Annotated in this window: 14 protein-coding genes and 1 pseudogene; 3 read left to right on the forward strand and 12 right to left on the reverse strand. The window is 34.7% G+C overall.

Annotated elements, in window-relative coordinates; all coding sequences use genetic code 11:
• Window positions 1-58 precede the first annotated feature (58 nt).
• Entirely contained in the window at window positions 59-1,639 is a 1,581-nt protein-coding gene (gene hutH / locus ACFSTE_RS17335) for a histidine ammonia-lyase (protein WP_378254647.1), read from the reverse strand.
• Between the two features lie 84 nt (window positions 1,640-1,723).
• Between hutH and ACFSTE_RS17340 the strand changes: the two genes are divergently transcribed.
• Window positions 1,724-2,602 carry a LysR family transcriptional regulator gene (locus tag ACFSTE_RS17340; RefSeq protein ID WP_378254648.1) on the forward strand — a complete coding sequence of 293 codons (879 nt, stop codon included), beginning with the start codon at window positions 1,724-1,726 and terminating at the stop codon, window positions 2,600-2,602.
• 29 nt (window positions 2,603-2,631) lie between these two features.
• Here the strand turns inward: ACFSTE_RS17340 and ACFSTE_RS17345 are convergent, their stop codons facing one another.
• The 4 genes from ACFSTE_RS17345 to ACFSTE_RS17360 all read right to left on the reverse strand — a co-directional run bounded on the left by ACFSTE_RS17345 (window position 2,632) and on the right by ACFSTE_RS17360 (window position 6,111).
• Window positions 2,632-3,930: a cryptochrome/photolyase family protein gene (locus tag ACFSTE_RS17345; RefSeq protein ID WP_378254650.1), complete on the reverse strand. Its 1,299-nt coding sequence runs from the start codon at window positions 3,928-3,930 to the stop codon at window positions 2,632-2,634.
• 42 nt (window positions 3,931-3,972) lie between these two features.
• A complete protein-coding gene (locus ACFSTE_RS17350; RefSeq protein ID WP_176030399.1) occupies window positions 3,973-4,668 on the reverse strand; it encodes an SDR family NAD(P)-dependent oxidoreductase in 696 nt (231 codons plus the stop codon).
• A 112-nt stretch (window positions 4,669-4,780) separates the two neighbouring features.
• Complete coding sequence (locus tag ACFSTE_RS17355; protein ID WP_176030398.1) at window positions 4,781-5,245, reverse strand: SRPBCC family protein; 465 nt, start codon at window positions 5,243-5,245, stop codon at window positions 4,781-4,783.
• Between the two features lie 200 nt (window positions 5,246-5,445).
• A complete protein-coding gene (locus ACFSTE_RS17360; protein ID WP_176030397.1) occupies window positions 5,446-6,111 on the reverse strand; it encodes an MIP/aquaporin family protein in 666 nt (221 codons plus the stop codon).
• A 121-nt stretch (window positions 6,112-6,232) separates the two neighbouring features.
• Between ACFSTE_RS17360 and ACFSTE_RS17365 the strand changes: the two genes are divergently transcribed.
• Window positions 6,233-7,075 (forward strand): DUF2911 domain-containing protein, encoded by an 843-nt coding sequence (locus tag ACFSTE_RS17365; RefSeq protein WP_176030396.1) that lies wholly within the window; start codon window positions 6,233-6,235, stop codon window positions 7,073-7,075.
• Between the two features lie 100 nt (window positions 7,076-7,175).
• Here ACFSTE_RS17365 and ACFSTE_RS17370 read toward each other — a convergent pair whose 3' ends face one another.
• The 7 genes from ACFSTE_RS17370 to ACFSTE_RS17400 form a co-directional block, all read right to left on the reverse strand.
• Window positions 7,176-8,147 carry a Gfo/Idh/MocA family protein gene (locus ACFSTE_RS17370; protein WP_378254653.1) on the reverse strand — a complete coding sequence of 324 codons (972 nt, stop codon included), beginning with the start codon at window positions 8,145-8,147 and terminating at the stop codon, window positions 7,176-7,178.
• Window positions 8,140-9,840: a sodium:solute symporter gene (locus tag ACFSTE_RS17375; RefSeq protein ID WP_378254655.1), complete on the reverse strand. Its 1,701-nt coding sequence runs from the start codon at window positions 9,838-9,840 to the stop codon at window positions 8,140-8,142. The genes ACFSTE_RS17370 and ACFSTE_RS17375 overlap by 8 nt, the downstream gene beginning before the upstream one ends.
• 236 nt (window positions 9,841-10,076) lie before the next feature.
• On the reverse strand, window positions 10,077-12,575 hold the full coding sequence (locus ACFSTE_RS17380) for a PIG-L family deacetylase (RefSeq protein WP_378258894.1): 2,499 nt from the start codon (window positions 12,573-12,575) through the stop codon (window positions 10,077-10,079).
• 290 nt (window positions 12,576-12,865) lie between these two features.
• Complete coding sequence (locus ACFSTE_RS17385; protein WP_378254657.1) at window positions 12,866-13,387, reverse strand: hypothetical protein; 522 nt, start codon at window positions 13,385-13,387, stop codon at window positions 12,866-12,868.
• A 399-nt stretch (window positions 13,388-13,786) separates the two neighbouring features.
• Window positions 13,787-14,308 (reverse strand): phosphoribosyl-AMP cyclohydrolase, encoded by a 522-nt coding sequence (locus tag ACFSTE_RS17390; RefSeq protein ID WP_176030392.1) that lies wholly within the window; start codon window positions 14,306-14,308, stop codon window positions 13,787-13,789.
• Window positions 14,309-14,537: 229 nt separating this feature from the next.
• Window positions 14,538-15,104 carry a uracil-DNA glycosylase family protein gene (locus ACFSTE_RS17395; protein WP_176030391.1) on the reverse strand — a complete coding sequence of 189 codons (567 nt, stop codon included), beginning with the start codon at window positions 15,102-15,104 and terminating at the stop codon, window positions 14,538-14,540.
• A gap of 389 nt (window positions 15,105-15,493) precedes the next feature.
• The gene (locus ACFSTE_RS17400; protein WP_378254661.1) at window positions 15,494-18,271 is read right to left on the reverse strand and encodes a S8 family serine peptidase; all 2,778 of its coding nucleotides are present in this window, start codon (window positions 18,269-18,271) and stop codon (window positions 15,494-15,496) included.
• Between the two features lie 852 nt (window positions 18,272-19,123).
• Here ACFSTE_RS17400 and ACFSTE_RS17405 point away from each other — a divergent pair.
• A pseudogene (locus ACFSTE_RS17405) lies at window positions 19,124-19,317 on the forward strand (IS1595 family transposase); the annotation flags it as partial.
• Between the last annotated feature and the right edge of the window lie 30 nt (window positions 19,318-19,347).

Genomic DNA, 19,347 nt, shown 5'->3' on the forward strand with positions numbered 1-19,347 from the left:
TTATTTTTTTAAATGTATTGTTTAAATAAAAGTCTTTAATTATTTAAAATACATGGTTTTAATACTTGTCCAATTCGTTAGAAAATTGTGTTTTTAAAGTGTTGCTTACTGTTTCGTCAAGTCCGTCGATTACTCGTAAGATAGTTTGGTCTTTGATTAATGAAATAGCTTTTTCTATATCAATAGCAAATACACGATCTTTATCAGCAAAGCTGACATGTTCTCTTACTTTTTCATGAACCGCATTGAGAATAGTTCCTGATTTTAATGGTTTTCTATAATCAAAAGCCTGTGCTGCTGTTAGTAATTCAATGGCTAATATTTTTTCTAGATTGTTAATAACACGAAGGGCTTTTCTACCTCCAATAGATCCCATACTTACATGGTCTTCTTGTCCTAAAGAAGTAGGAATACTATCCGCACTGGAAGGGAAACACAGACCTTTATTTTCACTAGCTAAAGCAGCAGTAGTATATTGGAGGATCATATATCCTGAATTGATTCCTGTGTTCTCCAATAATAATTTTGGAACTCCGGGAGAAGTTCCTTCTAAAGCGAGGTAAATTCTTCTATCTGAAATATTTCCTAATTCTGAAGCTGCTAAACAAGCATAGTCTATAGCCATAGCTAAGGGTTGCCCATGGAAACTTCCTCCACTAATCGTAAGCTCTTCACTTATTACTATAGGGTTGTCAGTTACTGAATTAAGTTCGACTTCGAGTAACTCTTTAAGGTGTAACCAGGCATTTCTGGAGGCCCCGTGAACTTGTGGCATACAACGCAATGAATAAGGATCTTGTACACGTTCACATGCTGCATGATCTTCCATGATCTCCGAACCTTCTAATAAGGCTTTGATTCTTGCTGCTACATGAATATTTCCTTTATAGGCTCTTAGCTGATGTAATTCCGAAAAGAAAGGTTTGATGGAACCTTGTAAGCCTTCGATCATTAAAGCTCCGATAATATCAGCCTGTGATAAACAGCTTTGTAATTTGGCAACTACCTGTACAGCATGTGCTGCAATGAATTGCGTTCCGTTTATGAGTGCTAACCCTTCTTTTGGTCCCAGGTCAATAGGAGATAGGTTGTGTGCTTCAAATAGTTCTGAAGTAGGGATTCTTTTTCCCTCGTATACAACTTCTCCAAGTCCTAATAATGGCAAGAATAAGTGGGATAAAGGAGCCAGATCTCCTGAAGCACCTACTGATCCCTGACAAGGGACTATCGGAATCGCATCATTGTCGATATGCCATAAGATTCTGTCCAATGTAGTTTCTGCAATTCCAGAATATCCTTTGGATAAAGATTGTACTTTAAGAATCAGCATTAGCTTGGCTAATTCCGTATCTATTGGTTCCCCGACACCAACACTGTGACTCTGTAATATATTACTTTGTAAAATTCTGGTTTCTTCTTTAGAAATCATAGTGGTGCATAAAGGACCGAATCCTGTATTAATTCCGTATACAGCCTCTCCTTTTGCTACTATGTTTTCTACTACTTGTCGATTGTCTTTTATTTTGGTTCTAGATGCTTCTGAAATAATTCCTTTTACTTCATTTCTAGCTATTTGCAAAGCTATTCCTGCGGTTAGATATCCTTCTCCGTATAAAAATTGATTCGATATAGTTGCCATTATGTTTTATTAATATTTGAAAACACTAAATTAATGTTTACTTTTAATAATTAGAAATACCAATAATATCAATTATTAATAACTATGGGTTATCAGTTAGAGTTGCGTCATTTTACGTATTTTCTGGCAGTAGCAGAAGAATTGCATTTTAGGAAAGCGGCGGAACGCCTTTTTATTTCTCAACCTGGACTTAGTAGGCAGATTAAGCAAATGGAAGAAATAATGGGGGCAGCTTTGTTTATAAGAAATAAGCGTAATGTAACCTTGACAGCTGCGGGAGTTTATCTCAAAAAGGAAATAGAATTTATTTTTAATCACATAGATTTCACAATTCGACAAACTTCATTGATTGACAAGGGAAGTGAAGGGGAGGTACGAATTGGTTTTCTTGGTTCGGCAATGCAGACAGTTATTCCCGATTTATTGGTGAAAGCAAATCATGCCTATCCAGATATACAGTTTAGTCTGGAGGAAACAACCAACCACGATCAGGTAGAAGGAATCCTAAAAGATCACCTGGATATAGGTTTTGTTCGGTTGGACAGAGTACCTGAAGGAATTGCTAAAAAAACGGTACATATGGACACTTTTTCTTTGGTGCTGCCTCAGGATCACGAATTAGATGTAGCTTCTTTTCAAAGTATTGATCAGGTAGCAGGAGAGAACTTTATTCTTTTTTCATCGGATTATAGTCCGTTGTATTACGATAAAATTATGAGTATCTGTGAGGATAAAGGATTTCATCCCAAAGTAACGCATAAATCAGTGCATGCGCAGACCATTTTTAGACTAGTAGAGAATAAATTGGGCGTGGCTATTATTCCTACTTCATTGCAACATGGTTTTGATATGAATATTAAATTCATAGAGATTCCTGCTATCAGACAACAGGCAATCCTTTCGGTAATTTGGAAAAAGGATAATAGAAATCCAGCATTAAAAATGATTCAGCCATTTTTGTAACAATGGATGTTTGTAAAGAGGAGATTTCCTTAGAGTAATGCTTTTTTGTAGGTTTCTAGACAGCGTTCTCTGGCAGTTTTATGATCTACTATTGGAGTAGGATAGCTCAGTTCTTGCAGATCTTTTACCCAGGTTTTGATGTAGCTATGTGATTTGTCAAATTTTGTGATTTGAGTAGTAGGGTTAAATATTCTGAAATACGGAGCTGCATCTACTCCCGATCCGGAAGCCCATTGCCAGTTCCCTACATTAGCTGCTAATTCATAATCGAGTAGGGTTTCTGCAAAATATGCTTCACCCCATCTCCAATCGATTAAGAGATGTTTGCAGAGAAAACTTGCTACTACCATACGCACCCGATTGTGCATATATCCCGTTTGCTGTAATTGCCTCATTCCTGCATCAACTAATGGGTATCCTGTAAGCCCTTTTTTCCATTTTTCAAATTCAATTTCATTATTTCTCCATGGTATCCGATCATATTTTGGTTTAAATGCGCTATGAGGAGTGTGTGGAAAATGCCAAAGGATTTGCATAAAAAATTCTCTCCAGATTAATTCGGACAAGAATGTTTTGTTAGGTTGTTCTATTGCTTTTTGAACTACTTCTCTTATACTGAGAACGCCAAAACGCAGATAAGGACCTAACCTGGATGTACCAGAGGCAATTGCAGGAAAATTTCTTGTCTCTTCATAATTGTTGATGCGTATCGATGAGAGGTCATACGGAGTAACGGTTTTGTCAGATACCTTGAATCCGATTTCTGTCAGTGTAGGGAACTTTTTTTTGATAGAAGCAAAATTGTTCCCTTTAATAGAAAATGGCACTAGTAACGAAGAATCAAATTTCTCTAACCATTTGTTCTTATAAGGGGTATAGACAATATAGGGAGAATTGTCTTTTTTTACGATATCCTCTTTCTCAAAAATAACCTGATCTTTATATGTATGCCAGGAAATATTTTTACTTTTCAGAAAGTTTCCTATGCAGGTATCTCTTTCTGTGGCATATGGTTCATAGTCATGATTAGTGTAGACTGCCTGAACGTCATAGTCGTTGCAAATTTGTATAAAAGCAGTTTCCGGATTAGTATGATAAAGATGTATTGATGAACTAAAGGTGTTTTCTAATGTATCCTGAATGTTTTTTAATAAGGAGTATATAAATGATATTCTTGCATCGTCTTCAGGAAGACCAGATATAATGTCAGTATCAAATATAAAGACAGGGATCACAGGAAGCCCACTTGATAATGCATGATGCAAAGCGGTATTGTCGTATAATCTCAGGTCTCTTCGAAACCAATGGATGGCTACTTTTTGTTTCATTAAATTAAAGGTAATTTGTTTTTAGAAAATACTGTACAGGTATTAGTGGGTGTGTAAGGTCGACATTCCTCCGTCAACACCAATAACTTGACCTGTAATCCAACTGCTGTCATCACTTAATAAGAATTTGGAAATATTAGCGATGTCAGTAGTTTGACCAATACGTCCTAAAGGATGCCTGTCATTCATTTTTTGTTTTTTGAGGTCTGTGCTCAATAATTGATTGGCTAATGGGGTATTGGTTAGGGATGGGGCGATAACGTTTACTCTGAATTTAGGAGCGTATTCTGCGGCTAAGGCTCGTGCAAAACCTTCGATGGCTCCCTTGGCAGCAGCAACACTGGTGTGATAAGGCATTCCTAGTTTTACAGCTACCGTACTAAAAAAGATAAGACTGGCTTGCGTGGCATTTTTTAATCTGGGAAGAATAGTATGGATTACTTTAATTAAGAAGGTAAAATTAATCTGAAGGTCTTTTTCAAAAGCTTCATGTGATAATTGTTCGAAGGGTTTTAGTGTAATGCTTCCCGGGCAATACACAAATCCATCAATGGTTTCTGGTAGCAAAGAGATATCTATTTCATCTTTAGTCGCATCATAAGGGATGTGTGTTACTTCTAAATTTCCTAAATTCTCTGCTGTTCTGGAAGCGATAAAGATATTGTATTCTCTGTGTAGTTTTAATGCTATTTCAAAACCAATACCATAGCTTCCACCAATGAGGAGTATATTTTTCATTTGCTTATTTTTATCGTTTAAAAGGTTAGATAGCGGCTTTGATAGTTGTTTTAATCAAGCCGGTTTCATTATTGAATAATACGTTCACATATATGTTCGTAATGAAACGAAGTTAGTCAAATGTACCAAATAAATCAATTAGCTTTTTTCTTCGATACTTGAATATTTCTTCCAATTTTGGTTTGACAATAAAAGGATGTATACAACGCCCCAGAATTCCAAATGGTAGTTTATAATCTATGATATCCTCCATTTCTACACCTCCGGGAATTTCTTTGATAAAATGTTTGTGATGCCATAGTGCATATGGTCCGAATCGCTGCTCATCAACAAAATAATGCTGATCTACAACATGTGTGATTTCTGTTACCCAGGTGTTTTTTATTCCCAATACTGGAGTAACAATATATTGAATGATTTGTCCTGGGTACATTTTTCTATCAGCTCCGGATACAATAGTAAACCCCATATAATCAGGAGTTATTACGGATAGGTTTTTAGGATCGGATAAGAAGTTCCATGCAGCTTCTACAGAGAGGGGTAATCTCTGTTTTTGAGATAAACGATATAACTTCATCGTAGTGTATTTTTGATATGCTTTCTATTCTGGGAATAGAAATTTAGATGTTTAGATACGTTCAGGAGATACGTATTATCTCCTATGTAAAAAAATGCTTACAATCTTGAGATAAGACAGTCGGTCTTATTTAGACATGCATAAGTACATACAAATATACAACTAAATTGTTTAATTATTTCGTTTATTTGTTAAACAAACTATGAGCAGTCAACGCAACAGTTGTCTGGTTTAGTCAGTTTGCACGTTCCGACAGCTAATAGTGCTCCGATACAAGGAGCGATAAAATATAACCATTGGTGTTCCCAATGTTCTGATAATAGAGCAGGGGCAAATGAACGAGCCGGATTCATAGAAGCATTGGTAACTGGTCCTGCAAAAATAGCTTCTAAGGCTACGGTTCCTCCGATAGCGATACCGGCCATAATTCCAATTTCCTTGGAACCGGTAGACACATTTATAATAACCAGCATTAGAAAATAAGTTAGTATTAATTCCATTATAAATGCTCTAAAAGGTGTAATACTCGGAATGGTACCTCCCAGAAATTCACTTTCGGGGAATAGTAATAAAAGGATTGTACTGGCCAGAATAGCACCTGTAGTTTGTGCTATGATAAAAATAGGGACTTCTCTCCATTCAAATTTTTTGGCAAAAGCGAATGCGATTGTTACAGCGGGATTGAGATGGGCTCCTGAAATCTCTCCAAATGCATAGATCATTGCCATTACAATTAATCCCCAGGTAATCCCGATACCGACATGGGTAACATCACCACCGGTAACTTCGTTGATAGTCATTGCGCCTGTACCACAGAATATTAATGCAAAGGTACCAATGAACTCGGATATGTATTTTCTTCTCATATCTAAAGATAAAATGTCAGCAAATATAACATTCCTTAATTTAAGGTTTTGTTAACTTTTAGTTCAGCCGAGACCAATTACTTACTTTTATAAAAATCATTTAATTTTAATATTTGACACGATGAAAAAAATTGTCTTATTTTTAAGCACATCACTATTTTGCTTAGGGGCTACTGCACAGGTTGAAACGCCACAACCTAGCCCGAATTCTAAGATAGAACAGGTAGTGGGATTAACAGATGTTACCGTTTCTTATTCTAGACCCAGTAAGAAAGGTCGTACTATATTCGGAGGATTGGTTCCTTATGATAAATTATGGAGAACTGGTGCTAATGCGAATACTAAAATATCGTTTAGCGATGATGTTAAAATAGGAGGGAAAGAACTAAAAAAAGGAGAGTATGCGGTTTTTACAAAACCTGGAAAAGAGAATTGGGAGGTTATATTCTATTCTGATGCTTCTAACTGGGGTACTCCTAGAAATTGGGATGATAGTAAGGTAGCACTGAAAACAACTGTTAAGGCTAGTGCATTACCAATGAGTGTGGAGACCTTCACGATTTTATTTAGTGATTTTACAATGGATAGCGCGAAACTTAATTTTGTATGGGATACTACAGAAGTAGCTTTTAAAATTGAGGTTCCTTCTAAGAAAAAAGCAATAGCAAGTATTGAGAAAGTATTAGCAGGACCTAGTGCTAATGATTACTATCAAGCAGCTGTTTTTTATAAGAATACAAAAGATTTTGCAAAAGCAAAACAATATATAGACAAAGCGGTTACTTTGAGAAAAGAGCCTGCTTTTTGGCACCTGAGACAACAATCTCTTATTTATGCTGCTAGCGGAGATAAAGCAGGAGCGATTAAAGCTGCAAAATCATCGCTAGAACTTGCTAAAAAAGCTGGAAATGATGATTATGTAAAACTAAATCAAGATTCCTTAAAAGAATGGGGGGCGAAGTAACAGATACCCTTATACATTCATAAATAGTAAACTACCTTAGGGATTATACCCTTTGGCAGTGCCAATAAAAAAAGCCGGTATGTATGCATACCGGCTTTTTTTAATAGATAAGGTTTATTTGTTGTCGTACCTGATCTAATAATTGTATCAATTGCAGACTTTTATCAAAAGACATTATTGGGCTTTCGGTTTTTTCTGCCAAAAGCATTTCTTGAGCATGTGCTGCCTCAAAATTATAACCGAAGGTGGTTACAGGAAATTTTCTTGTTTCTTTTTTACCATTTTTTTCTATAGTAAAACTGGTTGGTTTATGAAATTGTGAATGTATATGTATGGTTCCTTCTTCAAAAACAAGGATAGCTTCTGTCTTTGTTTTTTTAGTAATCGTACTATATAAACTGGCAGAAACTCCACTTTTGTATTGTAATTTAATGTGGCAATTCTCATCTACTCCGGTTGAAGTCATGTTCGCGGAAGCTTGTATGTCATCAGGGTAACCAATCATGCTTAGCGCAGCAAAAAGAGGATAAATACCAATATCGAGAAGACTACCACCTCCTAACGCTTTGTTGTAGACTCTGCTATCAGGATCAAAAGTACTGTAATATCCAAAATCAGCCGTTAAAGATCGGATTGCTCCTAATTCTTTATTGTTAATAATAGACAACAGCTCTTGATAGTGTGGTAAAAAATAGGTCCATAATGCTTCCATTAAGAACAATTTATTCTTTTGAGCAAGTGTAATCATCTCCTGAACTTGCTCTTTGTTCATCGCAAATGGTTTTTCACATAGCACTGCTTTTTTATGATGTAAACAAAGAAGTGTCTGCTCATGATGGAAAACATGAGGAGTAGCAATATAAATAATATCGATATTGTCATCCTTACACAATGTTTCGTAAGATGTGTAATAGGTTCGGGCATTGTATTGATTAGCAAAGTTTTGAGCATTTTCTGTACTCCTGCTTGCTACAGCAGTTAATTGAGCATTAGGAACTGTTTGTAAGTCTTGTGCAAATTTTCGCGCAATAGATCCACATCCTAATATGCCCCAATGTATTGTTTTATCCATTTATTCCAGCCTTTGATTTTGATGGAGTTATTGATTGAATTAGCAATGCCAGAATGAATACTAATATACAACCGAACAGATTTAACCATAAATATGGCATCCAATCATAATACCAGCCGATAATTACGATAATCTGTGTAATGATAGCAGCAGTAAATGTAGCGTTGCTTTTTACATATTTGATAAAGAAAGCTAATAAGAAAATTCCAAGAACATTCCCATAAAAAATAGAACCTATAATATTGACTAATTGAATTAGATTATCAAATAAATTAGCAACACAAGCGACCAAAATTGCCAGAATACCCCATAACAAAGTAAAAAGCTTAGACATTTTTACATAATGAGTCTCCTCTCTGGGAGTTGTAACATTACGTTTATACAGATCTATGGCTGTAGTAGAAGCCAGGGCGTTTAATTCCGAAGCTGTAGAAGACATGGCAGCAGATAATATAACCGCTAGTAATAAACCAATTAATCCCCGTGGAAGATTCGTAAGGATAAAGTGAATGAATACGTAATCTTTATCATTGGTTTCGATATCTTTATCTGCATTCTTAATGAATACTTTAGCTACTTCTCGGACAATTTTTTCTGAAGCATCTAAGTTAGCGATACGATATTTGGCAATATTTTTAGCAGAACTATTTTCCTCGGCATTATTGAAGGTGTGAATTGCTTCCTGTTTTAAAGTTTGAAAAGCAATTTGATTTTTTTCCAATTGTTGATATTCATCGCTATATGCTGATGATACAACGGCAGTTTTAGCAACAGGGTTAAAATTGAGAGGCGAAGTATTGAACTGGTAAAAAACAAATACCATCACTCCTACCAGAAGGATAAAAAACTGCATAGGGACTTTTAATAAGCCATTGAATATCAATCCCATTTGGCTTTCCCTGATTGATTTTCCAGAGAGGTATCGCTGTACCTGACTTTGATCAGTTCCAAAATAGGAGAGGGCTAAAAATGTACCTCCTATTATCCCACTCCAGAACGTATATCGATTATTAAAATCAAAAGAAAAATCCAATACTTCCATTTTGCCACTGGCTCCTGCAATTTTTAAGGCTTTGTTAAACGTGATATCTTCAGGTAAATAGCTTACAATAAGAAAAAAAGCAATAAACATTCCTGTGAATATAATTGCCATTTGTTGTTTTTGGGTGACACTAACGGCTTTTGTTCCGCCTGATACGGTATACATAATAACAAGTACTCCGATAACAATATTTAAGAGTGTTAGGTTCCATCCTAATACTGCTGATAAGATGATTGCCGGGGCAAAGATGGTAATTCCAGCTGCTAATCCTCTTTGAACAAGAAAAAGAATGGCTGTTAGTGTTCTTGTTTTTAAGTCAAATCTCCCTTCGAGAAATTCATAGGCTGTATAGACCTTCATTTTGTGATATAAAGGAATAAATATCATACAGATGACAACCATAGCTATGGGGAGTCCGAAATAAAATTGTACAAATCCCATCCCACTATGAAAGGCTTGTCCGGGTGTAGATAAGAAAGTAATCGCACTTGCCTGAGTAGCCATTACAGAAAGTCCAATAGTCCACCACTTGGCCTCACTACCTCCTTTGATATATTCTTGTACGGTAGTACTTCCTTTTGTTTTCCATGCCCCGTATAAAACGATAAATAATAATGTTCCTATAAGAACGATCCAGTCTATTGTATGCATAAATGTTTCTTTTTACTCAATAATATCGAGATGTAAATGCTTCAGGACTTGCTCCGAAACTAGCATTCATTTTCTAAATAGTGTTCGGTATGCTTGTACCGAACTGGTTTGCTAAACATTAATTTATGATAATCCCTGTGTGATCCAATAGAACAACAGGATGTATATCGCATTGGCTATCAGTACAAGTGTATAATGTTTTTTCCAGATGAATTTTTGTTCCATATGTATATGTATTATTTTCCTAGAGAAAGTAAGTTGGCAAAAAGGCGATATGCTCCTGATACACCGGCAGGAAATTCTCTAAAGAAACTAAGTCCTGTGTATACGTAATATCCTTTCCCGTATTTAGCAACGAGCAGCGAGCCTTTTTTTTCTGTTTCTCCTTTGTCATGCATCGCAAAAATTGGCTGGTATTCTTTGGCCCATTGATTGGGGAAATACAGCCCTCGTTCCTGTACCCATCCTTCAAAGTCTTTTTGAGTGATTTTATTGGGTTGCATCAGTACCGGATGGTCTGTAGCCAAAAAAGAAACTGTGGCATTTTCATCGGTAACCCGATCCCGGGATAATGCTAATTTATAAGGACCTAATTTGTCTGTTACTTTTAATCGGTGACTCGTATTGTATTGTACGATCAGGTTTCCTCCATTTTCTACATAGCGTAATAAATGTTCTTGTTTTTGTACCAATGCTTCTATGGTATTATAAGCTCTGATTCCAATAACAATGGCATCGTATTGTGCTAGGTTATTTTTGGTAATGGTCTGTGGGTCTATTACCTGAACAGAATATCCTATTTGCTCTAAGCTTTCCGGGACAATATCTCCGGCACCTTCTATATATCCGATATGCTGCCCCTTTTTCTTAATGTCTAACCGAACAACTTTTGTCTCAGATGGGAGTACAACAGTTTGATAGGGGATATGATCGTAATCGATGGTAACGATTTCTTTATCAAATTTTTTAGTATTTATCTGTACTTCTGGGACTAAATACCCTTCGTGTTGTTCTGCAGGTGGAGTTACCGTAAAAGTGATGTTTTTTTCTTCTCCTTTTCGCTTAAAACTCAAAGGAACATTTTCAGGAGTGATCGTCCATCCTTGTGGGTGCGATAAGCGCAGTGTTCCAGTAAGGTTGTTTTTACTAGCTGCAATTTTTACAGGAATTTGCTTAGAAGATCCATCTGCGAAGATGATGACTTTGTCTTTAATACTGACAGAAATTTCAGGGACAATCTCTAATGGTCGATAGACTTCACCTTTTACAGGGTCATTTCGTTTAAAAACCACTTCTTTTATAAACGGAATTTGATAAGTTCCTGTAGTTAGTATAAAGTTAGCTTGTATAATTCGTGATGTTCTTGGATTTCCGATATGATTCTGATCAGCAACTTGATACATTCCTAGTGTTCCTTTGTTTTCTAACCAGTAAGGGCTTGTATATTTTTCGGTATTGGATACAGTTCCGGTTTCTTTGTAGCTGTATTTATTATTGTCGATTAACTCTTTTTGAATAGGATGAGAAATTCCTAAAGCAGGAATGTCTATTTGCGCAAGTGTAAATGGAGCAGTACTTCTGTTAATTGCTTCGATATTAATTTCTAATTGACTTCCAGGAGTAGCGGTAGAGGTATTGGCAACTGCTTCCAGGTATATTCCTGCTGCTGCTGCGATAATATTTTTTATTTCGGTTGTTTTGACCTGTTTCCAATGCGTATCTTCTAATGACTGAATTAATTGATATGCCTTAAGTAATTGTGGAATTGATTTTTCTGGTTGTTTAAAATCGTATGTTTTTTCTACCTGATGAAGGATTGTACCAATGACTTTCCCTCCTTTAATGCGATTCCAGCTGGTATCGATTCCTTCGAATATATTTTTTGAATCCTTAGGGAATGTTCCTTTTATAAGTTCTATATATTCTAATTGGGTTCCTCTTGTTCCTGTACTACCAAACCCTTGAGATTTGTGTTGACTTCTGCTTAATGATGCAATTTCAGTATTAGATAATCCAGAGGTTGGGTAATAGATTCCTGTATCAAAGGAAATCAGGTTTGACTTATCAGCGTTTTTAAACTTTTCTCTACTTCCATAAAACCACCATGAAGTATTGAAAAACAACCGTTTAGGTTGCCAAGGTGTTACCTTATCTAATTGTTCCGGATATTGGTCTTTTTTATTGACAATATCGAAAGCTTCTACACTTAGCATAGCAGAAGTAGTATGATGACCATGAGTAGTTCCAGGGGTTCTATGGTTAAACCGGTTAATAATTACATCGGGTTTGAATTTTCTAATTGCCCAAACAACATCTGCCAAAACTTCTTTCTTATCCCATATATCTAAGGTTTCATCAGGATGTTTGGAATAGCCAAAATCATTAGCTCTGGTGAATAACTGTTCCCCTCCATCAGTAGCTCTGGCAGCCATTAACTCTTCTGTTCTGATAACTCCTAATAATTCTCTGATTTCGGGACCAATTAAATTTTGTCCACCATCTCCTCGAGTAAGAGAGAGGTATGCGGTTCTGGCTTTTACTTTATTAGCCATATAAGAAATCAAACGGGTATTTTCATCATCAGGATGTGCTGCAACATATAATACAGAACCCAAAAAATTTAATTTTTTAATGGCTTCGTGAATTTCTACAGCATTGGGTTTTTTAGGTTGTTGGGCATATACTGATAAAGTACCTATAAGAATAGCTATAGGAAAAATAAATAATTTTCGCATCATTAGTAAGACAGATAAGTTATTGATATATCTCAAATATAAAAAGATAAAATTCGTACGATTTATGTTTAAGGTTACTTTAACAAGATAGTTTTTCCTGTTTAAAGAAATTTTAAAGTAAGAGTACCTGCACAAAAGTGGTTTCAGCAGTGATCAGAATATTGATAGAATGAGATGGGTTTCTCTGCTGAAAAAAGATGTTTACTCGAGTTTAAGTAGGGAGACGATACTTCTGTCTTCCAGTAATGAATGATTAAGATTTTAGTAATGAATACTTGTTGTAAAAGATTCTATTTCGGCATGAACTTAGTATGGTCAGAAGGTTTGAATTCTTTTTTTACAGTACTTTCTTTTTTTAAGTCCGAAACAACTTCTGTGGTGGTCGTATTCTTTTTGGTAGAAGTGGTAGTTTCTTTTTTTTCAGTGTTTGTTTTCGGTTTTTTAAGATAGGTTATAACAACTAATGAAATAAGAATAAAGCTAGCGATCCCTGCATAAAGTACAGCAGCGTTCTGAATGAGAATAATAATTCCCAAAATAGAAAAAAGAGCACCCCAGTATTGCATGGGAATCCAAAATAAGGTGTGCTGATTTTTGATGGTAAATAGCTTCCCCGTTGTTTTATCTTTAATAATTTTTGCATTGTCGATATTCCATTTTTTTCCGAAATACCAACTAAAAAGAGCTGCTGAAAAAGCTGCAATGACAAATCCATAGTCATCATACTCTTTAGGTAATATGTATAAACTTCCTACTAGTGTTAGTATAAATAATATTGCTGAAAAAATACCTCTTCCTGACCAAACAATCATATCAAATTAATTTTAAAAATTAGTATTTACTATCGTGTCTTTTAATCCGTACAAACGTTATCATGGTTGTTTGTCCTTCCAGATAGTTGTTATTAGTTCTAAACTATGCTAAAATCATGTGAGAGGTGATAAGAGTGCTATGCTAAAATAATTGATTTTATGGGGAGATCAAAATAAAAGTGTTTTTAATAATTTTTTGATTTGTGTATAGCTGTTTGCTATCTTAATTCATAAAACAATGAATGATACTTAATAGATATTATCAGGTCGTTGATTTTTTATTCCATAGGAGGGGGTAATAAAGCTGTTATTATGTATGATGTAATTATTGTTGTATTTACTGTGGTCATATAATTCATACTAATTACATACTGCATGATGTATTGAATAGTAACTTCATTAGCTTGCGGCAACTGGCGAATAAGGAATATGAGAGTCATGAAGAATAATTTTTAATTCTCCTTGACTATTTTTAGTATAGGCAAATGAGTATTCCACTTTTACATCATCTCCTCCTGCCACAGGAGTAAAATAATAATTTCCCATTGCAACAGCCATATTACCAATAATTTTGGTTCCAATATTTTCCCATCGAACAGCTGACCATGGTTTTATTGCGAATCCGTGATCTTCTGAAAAACTTTTATTCCCTCCGATAAAATAAGATAAAGCACCTTCAAAGTTTTTTCGGAATTGTTTAGCTGACACAAGAGTTGGTTTAAATAAAACTTCTCCTTCTTTATAGTTGTAAAACTCATTAATATGCTCGGTTGCAGCTGCTTGATAATCTCCATTTTCCTGAAAAACAGTACCAATTTTTACAATGCCTTCTCCCCATGCTTTTTGAGCGGCTAGAATTTCTTTTTCTGTAATAGTAGCTAGAGTCTCTGAGTTTGTCATAACATTTTTTTGATGTTCCATATTGATGTAATTAAAAATTTAATAGACTAATTGAGTTAATTGTGATTTTATATAGTGCTAATTATATTCGTTTTTGTGAGATAAAAATCACAAAACACTCTTGTTAATGCAACTAAGTTACAAAAAGACTTTGATTTCTGATAACAAAAATTACATAGCCTTTTATTTTTAATAACATGTGTATGTGCCAATATGGACTTAGTAAAGAGGGAATTTTATGAGGTCTATATTATATCTGAGCCGTTATTTTTTGAACTTCCGGCAATACCTCTTTTTCAAACCATTGATTTTTTTTAAGCCAGATATTATTGCGGGGTGAGGGGTGGGGAAGAGGTAGGTAGGTTGGTAAATACGTTCTGAAATTTTTTACGGTATCGGTGAGTGTACTTTTCTTGAGATCTTTGAGATAATAAGACTGTGCATATGTACCAATGAGTATGATTAGTTTTTTATCAGGGATAGCAGATAGTACTTTTTTATGCCATAGTGGGGCGCATTCTTTTCTTGGAGGAAGGTCTCCGGTTTTTCCTTTACCCGGGTAGCAAAACCCCATAGGGACAAGCGCAAATTTTTCTGGAGTGTAAAACGTCTCTTTATCAACAGCCAGCCATTGTCGCAATCGTTCACCACTTTTATCGTCCCACGGAATCCCTGTTTTATGTACAATACTGCCAGGAGCTTGTCCTATTATAATAATACTACTTTTAGGGTGAGCAGTAACAACCGGATTTACTCCATTTGGTAAATTAGATAAACAGTAGTTACATTTTTTTATTTCTTCTAATAGGGTATCCATACTTTTTTTAAAGAGAAATTAAGGTTTGTTGCAGGACTAACTATAATTCCTGACTGATCCTGTAATTGGTCTTTTAATATACTGATTCCTAACTAAAAAAATGATTTGATTACTGTAGATTTATTAAGAGATACTGCTATTGTCCAAACGTTTATTTTTTTCGTTGTACAAATTCGAGTGATTCCAGAGAAACATTCGTTGTAAATATACCAAACCAAATGATATAAAAACAAAGAAACATTATGACTTTTATATATGTGGGTGCTTGAGCTAACACTCAAGATTACTAGTTTTTTCCGTTCGAGGCAAGCCCAGGGGTATTAAACCCTCCTAGAATAAAAAAGCGCCTTTTTTTAAGGCGCTTTTTGGTTTTTTATATGGCTAGATTATTAATGTTTCACGAAACGTTTTACATAACTGTTCTTTCCGGATGAGATTTTTAAAATATACATTCCGTTCTCTATCGTTCCTACATCTATTTTCTTAGCTTTTTCTCCGCTCATAATAACTTTTCCTGTTACATCAAATATGCGATATGATGATGATTTAAGTAGTGCTTCTGGCAGAGAAATTGATAACGTACCAGAGAATGGTTCCTGATAAATCGCTAGTTCTGTGGTTAATGGAGGGGATGATGTCATAGAGGTTAGCATCTTACTTCCATTACATGAACCTAGGTTATCCCAACCTCCTGAAGCATTTTTTTGATACAAGGTATCATTATATACTACCTTATCCCCAGGTTGATATCTCACGCCTGACCTCCATGGTGCTACTCCATCACAAATTCCTCCTCCGGGAGTTTTCTTGGTTGTAAATGTTATTATATCTGAATACGGAGCATCTGTTCCTTGTGCATTTCCTGTAGTACCACATCTTCCTAAGTTTTCCCAACTATTACTGGTTTTTCGATATAAGGTGTTCAGATATACTACCTTGTCTCCAGGCTGATAATTTACTCCTGATCTCCATGGAGCAACCCCTTCACAGATATCTCCAGTAGTTCCTGTACAGGTATATTTTATACGTAACTGATAGGTTGTTTCCGGACTAAGATTTTTCAACCCTAAAGTGTTTGATGTAGCTTCAACTATTGTATAAGCATTAGCAGTAGTCTTTTTATATTCCACAATATAAGTAGTCGTTCCATCTGCAACATTCCAATTAATAGTAGCCGACACATCTTTTATATCAGTAGCTGTTACCCCTGTTACTTTCTGGCAATCACCTCCTGTATCTTCTAATGTTTTAACAGAAATGATATTAGAAAATGCCGAATAGTTTCCTGCTGCATCTTTTGCTCTGACTTTAAAACGATATGTAGTATTTGCTGTGAGTCCATTAATTGTTTCGCTAGTTGTTACTACTGTCGCAACTACAACATCATCTTGATAAATTTCATATCCAGTTACTCCTACATTGTCTGTTGAGGCTGTCCAACTTAAACTTACACTAGTTTTAGTTTTTCCAGTAGAGACCAGATTAGATGGTGCAGTTGGAGCTTGAGAATCAGAATTACCTTGAGCTAATAAGACTGCTTGATGTGCATCAACCAAACCATACCCCATTTGGTTATTCCAAGTTCCATTTGGACGCCCTCCTGTAGTAGCATATCTATATGTTCCTACTTTCTGAGCAGATTGCTCGATAATTGTATTTACCTCACTAAATGTTAAGTTTGGATTAACGCTTAATATTAGTGCTGCAACTCCTGCTACTACTGGACATGCCGATGAAGTTCCGTTAAAAGTTTGCGTATAATCTGTTGAAGAATATCCATTTCTCCCCTGATTGTCTGTAGTAGGCATTTTTACTCCAGGAGCTACAATATCCAATTGGGTTCCAAAACAACTCCCCCAATTACTCTCTCCATCACAAGAGTTTGGATTTTTACGCTCTGCACAAGGACTCATTGCTCCTACTATTAATAAATCTGGATTACTATTTCCTGGGTATCGAATATTTGTGTTATTCTCATTACCTGCAGCAAAAACAATGACACAACCTTTTCCTTCTCTACCTTTAGTTAATGTATTTTTGATAGCATTATCTATAATGCTTGATGGGGCATATCCTCCCCAAGAATTACTAATCACATCTGCTCCATTTTGCCATGCCCAATTAAAACCACTTGCTAATTGAGACGGAGTATCTGAATTTTTAAGATTTATACTAATAGACATTAATTTTGAAGTAGGTGCAACACCCGAAATTCCTAAATTATTGTCTTTAACAGCTCCTATAATACCAGCACAAGCAGTTCCATGACTTCCTCTTACTGTAGCTGGGGATGTTCCGTTATTAGCGTCAAACCCTGTTCCGTAAACATTAGCCTGTAAATCTGGATGATTCATTTCTAATCCATGATCATACACAGCTGTTTTGATACTTGGATTTCCAGTAGTTATGCTCCAAGCTTCCTCTATTTTGATATCAATTCCTGCGGTTCCTCCATTCTGCCCTGTATTATTTAAAGACCATTGGTTATTGAAATAAGTATCATTCGAAGTTTCTATATTGTGATACCTGAAAGCAGGTTCTGTACTCTCAAATAAACCTGTTTCGTAAAAAATGTTAGCAAGCTGTATTGAATTTAATTTATTTTTGGATGTTACAGAAAGCGTAAACCAAAGCGGCATGAACTTATCATGACCTAATACTTCTAGATCCATCTCTTTTGCTTTTTTATAGAGAATATCAATGTCGTTTTTATCTTTAAGTTTTACATAGAAATTATTTGATAACCCTAATTCTCCTCCACTCTTTGTTGTATATGTTGGAGAAACCATTAAAATATTAGGTAATTTCTTATAAGATTCGATCTCTTTATAATAATCTGCTATAGTTATATTTTTGCTTGTAGACACTTCCATATAATAGCTTTTTACAGCTTTCTTAGAATTTGCGTTAGCATCTAATGAAACTAAAGTAGCTCTCGAATTATCTTCAACTATTTCTTTTATTTTTATTGAATTACTACGCAAAGATTTAAAAGAGTTAATAGAATTTTCTCCCTCAAATGAAATAGAAATAGTTTTAGTATCTATATCTAAAAAGAATTTTTCTCCTTTGTAGTAATAGAAAGTATCTGATTGTTTTTGCCCAAAGACATTTACTGCAAAAAACAGTAACATCAATGGTGCTATTTTATATATTATGTTTTGCATGATGTTTGTTTGTAAAATTGTTATAGAAGTAGTTTAAACTTTTTTAATTCAATATAAAAAACGGTGCTTTTAACACTTCATAGCACTGCTATAAAGTAGGAAAAAGACAGAAATTAGGTAAAAAAGATATTTTTTACAGCGAATAGAAAAACTCAAATCACTTCATTCAAAAATAGATGCCTATTTTTAAATAAATATGTTTTATTTTTTTGGCAAGATGGGAATTCAACGTACTGATAAGCTTATCTAAATTATCTATGAAGTTAATTCCACTATTTTTAAAAGTAGTTTTATACTTTTTTCAGCCAAATGTATATGGTGTTTATCGATTTCTTATTCACCACTATAAAAGAAGACAGAAAAGACTGTTCGTGTAGTTAAAATTTTCAGTTGAGTTTGCATTATTGTTTGATTTTTTGTGTTTAAAGTTAATTTGTTTATTTTAATGTTGAGCTCTTATTAAAATTTGTTAGTCAAAAGTAAAGATTAATTCAAATAAATAAATATGGTAAAAACGTAACAACAAGATGGTTATAGCTTAATTTTTATTATAGGATCTGTTATGTTACCTCTTGATTTTCAATAATGCAACACTGTTGCGTTATTGAAAATAAAAGGATTTTACTAAAAATAAGAATGTCGAAATCGAAGAAAATTTTAGAAGAAAATACCAATATATGTTTAATTAAATTAAGCCCTAATTATCTATTAATTAACAGTTAATTAACAAAATATTAACACTTATTTAGTAAATTAATAAATATAATTTGGGATAAATCAGTACTATTTTTGGATATCCATAATTACCTCTATATCAATTATACTGCTGTATCAAACAAAGACTTAGGTTTTATGACTATTTTCAGTTTTACGGCGGAGTTAGGTAGCGAAGAAGCTTGTAGATTACGTTTTAAAGAAGAAAGAGATAGGTAAGGTGTTATTTGCAAGAGGTGTCCATGTAAAAATTATTATTGGCTGAAAGGCAAATGGAGTTATGAATGTAAATCTTACTGAGCTGTACTTTTTTGCGAAGAGGTACTATTATGGTACAATACTACCTGGAGCTTGTCCTATTA

The sequence above is a fragment of the Aquimarina hainanensis genome (assembly GCF_042684685.1).
Classification (GTDB): domain Bacteria; phylum Bacteroidota; class Bacteroidia; order Flavobacteriales; family Flavobacteriaceae; genus Aquimarina; species Aquimarina hainanensis.